At 61.3% G+C, this 6,000-nt stretch carries 5 protein-coding genes and 1 pseudogene; 3 read left to right on the top strand and 3 right to left on the bottom strand.

Annotation, left to right across the window (positions count from 1 at the left end; translation table 11 throughout):
* The 3 genes and pseudogenes from NEI07_RS08235 to NEI07_RS08225 form a co-directional block, all read right to left on the bottom strand.
* Nucleotides 1-185 (bottom strand): annotated as a pseudogene (locus NEI07_RS08235) (MotA/TolQ/ExbB proton channel family protein); the annotation flags it as partial.
* A gap of 991 nt (nt 186-1,176) precedes the next feature.
* Nucleotides 1,177-2,397: a PepSY-associated TM helix domain-containing protein gene (locus NEI07_RS08230; protein ID WP_256033937.1), complete on the bottom strand. Its 1,221-nt coding sequence runs from the start codon at nt 2,395-2,397 to the stop codon at nt 1,177-1,179.
* A 14-nt stretch (nt 2,398-2,411) separates the two neighbouring features.
* The gene (locus NEI07_RS08225; RefSeq protein WP_256033936.1) at nt 2,412-4,643 is read right to left on the bottom strand and encodes a TonB-dependent receptor; all 2,232 of its coding nucleotides are present in this window, start codon (nt 4,641-4,643) and stop codon (nt 2,412-2,414) included.
* A 322-nt stretch (nt 4,644-4,965) separates the two neighbouring features.
* On the opposite strand from NEI07_RS08225, the gene hemP reads away from it, so the two are divergent.
* The 3 genes from hemP (at nt 4,966) to NEI07_RS08210 (ending at nt 5,979) form a co-directional block, all read left to right on the top strand.
* Nucleotides 4,966-5,148 (top strand): hemin uptake protein HemP, encoded by a 183-nt coding sequence (hemP, locus tag NEI07_RS08220; RefSeq protein ID WP_256033935.1) that lies wholly within the window; start codon nt 4,966-4,968, stop codon nt 5,146-5,148.
* A 108-nt stretch (nt 5,149-5,256) separates the two neighbouring features.
* Nucleotides 5,257-5,514, top strand: a complete 258-nt coding sequence (locus NEI07_RS08215) for a hypothetical protein (protein WP_328516965.1) — start codon at nt 5,257-5,259, stop codon at nt 5,512-5,514.
* A gap of 264 nt (nt 5,515-5,778) precedes the next feature.
* Complete coding sequence (locus NEI07_RS08210) at nt 5,779-5,979, top strand: hypothetical protein (protein ID WP_175095373.1); 201 nt, start codon at nt 5,779-5,781, stop codon at nt 5,977-5,979.
* The last annotated feature ends 21 nt before the right edge of the window (nt 5,980-6,000 follow it).

Genomic DNA, 6,000 nt, shown 5'->3' with positions numbered 1-6,000 from the left:
ACGCCAACGTCTCCGCCCAGACGCGCCGAGCGCGCGGATTTGGCGATGCGGGTGACGGCCACCACGCCTTCGACGATGAGCACCCACGTCCAGATCGACGCGAGCAGCAGCAGCGCCATGACGGCCTTTCCGACAGGACCGGCGTTGAGGAACATGGCGAGAGGGGAAAGCGTGTTGTAATCCATTTTCACTCACTCGTTTCTTTAGGACGCTTGCGGCGATCGCGCAGGCGAAGCGTCAGTTTTTGTTTTGTTATGTCTTCGCGAGACGAGAGGCCGCTAAGCGGCGATAGCCGGCAATCAGACTCCGGCGCGGCGCGCATCGGGAGCCTTGACGGGCAATCCGGAGATCGGAAGGACGGGAGGCGCGAGCGCCATTTGCGGCGCTAAACGACAGGCTTTCCGGCTGGCGCGCCGAGCCTGCATAATAATGAACGGTCGCCGCAGGTTCGGTGGGGGGCCGCGTCAGGACCGCGCTGCGTTCCGGCAGCACGGCCGCGCCAGCAAGGGCCGCAAGGCAGCAATCCGGGCATTTATATGCAAGCGTTCCGTCCGGCGCGGGCGCGCTGTCCCTCTGCGGTGACCATTCCGCGGTTCGCTTCACAGACGACGATCGGCAACTTGAATCCATTCGCTCCGTGCGCTCGAATCTCGGGGGCTTCCAATGCGCTGGGCGCAGGATGGCGAGGCTGCGAAAGCGAAAGCTAGCAAGGCTCCGCCCCAAATCGCCTTGTAGGACAAGCGACACATGAGACACATCCGACTCCAGTTCCCAGCCTGTTTTGTTGCTAGCTGGCTCGGCGCGAATTGGCCTAGTTGGCTTGCTGTGTTTCGACGCCTCCATTTGGAGTGTGCTGATGACTCCTAATGGCGTCGAGTTCGTCGATCAACGCCAAATCTAAATATTCACTTTGAAATATTTCCAGGGTCGTCAGTTTGTAAACCTTACAGGTTGCCTTATTGAAAATTACGATGAACACAACTTTGTTGACTCATTGCCTCGAAAGAGAGTCGACGCGAATGTAAGACTCCGCAGTCTTCCGATCGGGCGTTGCCCTCCAACAAGGACCCGGGCGCTCGTTGAAAAGGACCCGGCGCCCGTCGAAAATCGATGCGCGCGTGCTCCTGGGCGCGAAAGAATCTCTTTCATGCGGGCAGCGAGCAACAAACTCACCAGTCATTGCTTCGCCTTGGCGAGGTTGGGCCGCTGACAGAAGGCCATGCGGCTCTTGAGAACTTTCCGCGCGGGCGGCGCCATCAAGCTTCCCCGCGGCTGCCGTTTGTTTCGCCAGATCGCAAAACCAGTGACGAGCAGAGCAAGAGGCGCGAATCCAGATGCGAATACGAGCAGACGACCGGCGAAGCCGAGTGTCGCACCGTTGTGTAACCAGAGCTGTTCGGTGACGTAGCGATCGCCTATCGACATCACGTTGGGCGTGCGGTCATGCACGAGCGCGCCCGTCCACCGGTCGAGCCAGATCGCGCCGCGCGAGCGCAGGGCGGGATCGGCCCCCTGAGGGTGGAACAGCACGCGCCAGGTATTGTGCGCTTCGACCGGAGGGTTTAGCAGCGCGATGTCTAAGCCCGGCTTAGCCGCTCGCGCCAGTTCGACGATCTGGTCCGCTGAGAGCGTCGGCGCTCCCTTCACGGGCGGCGCCGCGACGGTGGGAGAAGGATAGGGTGTTGCCACCGAGAATAGGCTTACGATCGGGCGCACAGCGTTCGGAAAAACGATCCCTACGCCAGTGGCTGCGACCACAATGAGTGCAAGCAGCATCCAAGAACCCGCCGAATTGTGAAGGTCGATCATCAAGCGCTGGGGCGAAACGCCCTTGCGCACCGAGATTGACCGCCAGATGCGGCCCGGCGGCGGCCACCACAAATACAAGCCCGACAGGGCCGAACCGAGAAGCCCGAGCCCCATTACGCCGACGAGTTCCTTGCCCCACCACTCTTGGAGCAAAAGCGTGGAATGCAGGCGATAGATCGTGAACGCGAACGAGTGTGTGTAGTCGCGTCGCCCCAGCACTCTGCCGGTCGAAGGGTCGACCATCGTAGTCCAGAAGTCCGGATGGTGACCATTGCCGTTCGAATAAGCATGGATTGCAATCCAAACGGGCCAAGTCCGATCGGGAGCGATGAGTGCCGTGATCGGCGCTGGATCGGCCATTGACGCCGCCTGCATCGCCTCGGCGACCGTGACTCTCCGCTCCGGACCAGTTGGCGCGTAGAGAGCCGGGTTCAAAGCAGCGTCGAACTCGCGATAGAAAACGTTGAAGCTGCCAGTGAGACCAATGAGAGTCAGGATCGCGCCGGTAGTCAGCCCAAGCCACCGGTGAACCCACATAAATGCCCTGCGCAGGCGGATCGTCCATGCGGTCGCGGGGCCGGTGGCCAAGGCCCGTTTCCTTTTCAGAAATCGACGCTGGTCGAGACCAGGAACGTGCGCGGGGCGCCGGCGGTCAGGAGCCCGCGCCCGGTCGTCGCCCAGAAGTTGGTGTCGAGAACATTCTCGACGCTGACGCGCAGCGTCACCGGCCTGCCTTCGATCTCGACCGTGTAGCGCGCGCCCAAGTCGAGACGCGTCCAGTCCGGGATTTTTTGTGTGTTCGCCTGATCATAGAACTGTGGCGAGGTATAGATGACCCGGCCTGTCAGGGTTGCCGTCCCCGGGACAAACCAGAATGGCAAGTCGTATTCGCTGTAGAGGTTGAACTGCACGTCCGGAACGCCGGCGGCGGTCTTGCCGTTATTGACCCCGTTGGCTGTCTTGGTCAGGACTCCGTCGAGCAAGGTGACGCCGCCGAGGAGGCGCAGTCCGAGCATCGGCTCGCCAAAGACGTTAAACTCCAAGCCGCGGTTTCGCTGCTCGCCGTCCACGGAAAAGCGCCGCGTCCTGGGATCAGTAAAGCTGCTCGGCTGCGTGATCTGGAACGCCGCGACGGTCACTCCGAGAGCGTCAAAGAAGTTGTATTTGGCCCCGACCTCTATTTGCCTCGACACGAAAGCAGGAAACGCTTCGCCTGCGTTGATTGCATTGACTGGCGCGATCCCGCCGGAGGTCAGTCCCTCGATGTAATTGGCGTAGAGCGACAGGTTCTCGATCGGCTTCACCACCAACCCGGCGGCCGGCGAGAAAGCCTGATTATTCGAGCCTCTACTGCGGCCGGTCTTGGGGTCAAAGTTGAGACCCGTATTCGGGTCGAAGTTCTCGACGTCGATCTCTTGCCAGCGTCCGCCCGCCGTCAGGAGCAAACGATCGTTGAAGGCGGACAAAGTGTCAGCGATCGCAGCGCCGAGGTTCCTGCGGTTGGCTGTTCGAGGCGCATCATTGCGCAAGCCGAAATCACTCCGCGGCAAGACATAGACAGGAAAAAAGAGGTTCGAGGTGATCGCTTTTCCGACTGCCGTATTGATGATTCCAGTATCCTGCCAGAGGCCGACGGCTGACAATGCGATCTGGTGGTTGATCGGACCGGTTTCGAAGCGAGCGCGCAGTCCCACCTCCGCAGTGTTGCTTTGCACGTCCTGCGGAGTCAGAGTGGGCGTCGACCGAAAGTCGCCCCGCGCATTGAATATCTGAAGAACTCCGCCGAAGAAGTGTTCATCGAAACGAGCGTGGCCATAGGCGGCATAAGCGGTGACGTTTTCGAGCACGTCGTACTCGGCTCGAAAAGCGCCATGCCAGTGATGGGCGTTATAATATTCCCATGGCTGTTGCGGGTTGATCCGCAGTGAGGGCGATGGCGGAATCGGAAAGCCGGGCAGCACGGTTTTTACGCGCGTCGGCGCGTCGAGATCCCGCCCCTGGAGTCCGAGGTCGGTGGTGACGCGCAGCCTCTCGCCACGGTAGTCCAGAGCGAGCGCGGCTACTCCGAACTCTTCATTTTGGAAGTTGATGGGAGTTCCGCCATTCCGATAGGCGCCGTTGAAGCGAACGCCCCACTCGTTATTCGGACCAAAGCGGCGGCCGACGTCGACATGCGTGCCGAGCTGTCCGCGGGATACGAAGCCCGCCGTGACGCGCGTGAGCGGCGCGTCCGTCGCCCGCTTGGGGATGAGATTTATGGCGCCGCCGACCGTCCCGAGCGGGGGGACCCCATTCAGGAGCGCGTTCGGACCCTTGAGGACCTCGACGCGCTCGATCGGCTCGATAGCCTGGCTACGCCAGTCGACAACGCCGTAGAGGCCGTCAAAGGCGAAGTCGCCGGCGAAGACGGGGAAGCCGCGGATGAGAAATCCGTCGATTCCACTATAACGAGGCGAATTGGTGCGTATGGACGGGTCGTTATCGGCGACATCCGCTACGGTTCGGGCCTGTTGGTCTCGAATGAGCTTGTCCGTATAGCTCGTTATGTTGAAGGGCGTATTGAAGACGCTGCGGTTGCCGAGGAATCCGACACGCGCGCCGCTGCCGACCTGTCCGCCGGCAAAAGGCGCAGGCGGTTGGCCGATGACGCCGGTCGGCGGCGTTCCATTGGCGGGTCCCGGCGCGGGCGTCGGAGCCGGCGCGTCGACGCGCTGGACCGGCCGCCGGACGACCGGATGCGCGGCGCCCACATCGATCGTGGGCAATGCCTGCTGGGCGCGAGATGGCGCGACCGGTAGAGCGGTGAAGACAGCGGACATCGTGGCTACGGCCAATGTTGGAACAACTCCGCGCGGAATCGTGCGACGCATGAAACTTGAGCCCCCAGCCTGTTGTGTTGCTGGCTGGCTCGGCGCGGATGGGCCTGGCTGGCTCGCTGTGTTCGACGCCTCGATTTGAAGCGCGCCCGCGATTCCTACCGGCGTCGATTTGATCGTTCAAGGCCAAAGAAAGAATATTAACTTTGAAATATTTCCAACATAGTCAGTTTGTAAGTCTTCCAAATTGTCTCATTGTAAGTATTCCAAACCACGCATAAGTCATATTGACGAGGAAAACAACTTTGTTGACTCTTAGTTCGAAAGAGAGTCGACACAGATGAGTGGTCACAAAACCGAACCGCCTTCCGATCGGGGGCTTTCCTCGAACGGGGATCAAGCGCGCGCCGAAATCGACGCGCGCGCGCTCTTGGGCGAGAGGCGCGAAGTGACGATCATTCATGCTGGCGAGCGTTATCGGTTGCGCGTCACAGCGAACAACAAACTCATTTTGACAAAGTGAGGATCGCATGAATAATCGACAATAATCGATGCCACGTCCGCAACTCCATCGATGGTCCGGCGTTTTTTTTCGCGGCCACGCCGCCGCGATCTGGTCGCGACGCTCGAATTGGCGATTGTCATCGCCAGTGGTCTCACGAACGGTTCATCGGGCCGCGCGGAACAACCCGATCGACAAACGGAACGGCAACCGAACCGCATTGTCGCGATTGGCGGCGCCGTGACCGAGTTTCTCTATGCGCTGGGACAGCAGAACCGCATCGCAGCCATCGACGCCACGAGTCAGTTTCCGCCCGAGGCGCTGAAGAAAAAACCGAACGTCGGCTATTTCCGGGCGCTGTCGGCCGAGGGAGTTCTCTCCATATAGCCATCGCTTGTCATCGTGTTCGAAGGCGCCGGGCCGCCCGCGATCAAAGCTCTGAGGGGAAGCCGGCGTTTGGATGGAATCCGTGCCGGACATCCCGACGCCGGCCGGCGTCGTCGCCAAGACGGAAACGCCGCGCCGCGTCCTTTTCGAGCTCTCGCTGCAGAACCAACGGCCCGTGATCGGCGGGCGCGGCACTTCCGCCGAAGCGATCATCGAATTGGGGGAGGAGTCAACGCGGCGGGGGCGATCGAGGGTTACAAGCCGATGGCGGACGAGGCCATCATCGCGGCGGTGCCTGACATGGTCGTGATGATGCGTCGCGACGGCACGGCCTCGGAGGAGATCTTCGCCATGCCGGCCTTCGCGGCGATGCCCGCGGCCAGGAAGCAGGCGCTGCTCGCAATGGACGGACTGTATTTTGTCGGCTTCGGGACACACACGCGCCCGCAGCCGCGCGGGATCTAATGGCGACGCTCAATCCGGCGG

This window comes from Methylocystis suflitae, from assembly GCF_024448135.1.
In the GTDB taxonomy this organism is placed as follows: Bacteria; Pseudomonadota; Alphaproteobacteria; order Rhizobiales; family Beijerinckiaceae; genus Methylocystis; species Methylocystis suflitae.
Note: the sequence above shows the minus strand (reverse complement) of the source record. Positions and strands in the feature narration are given on the sequence as shown.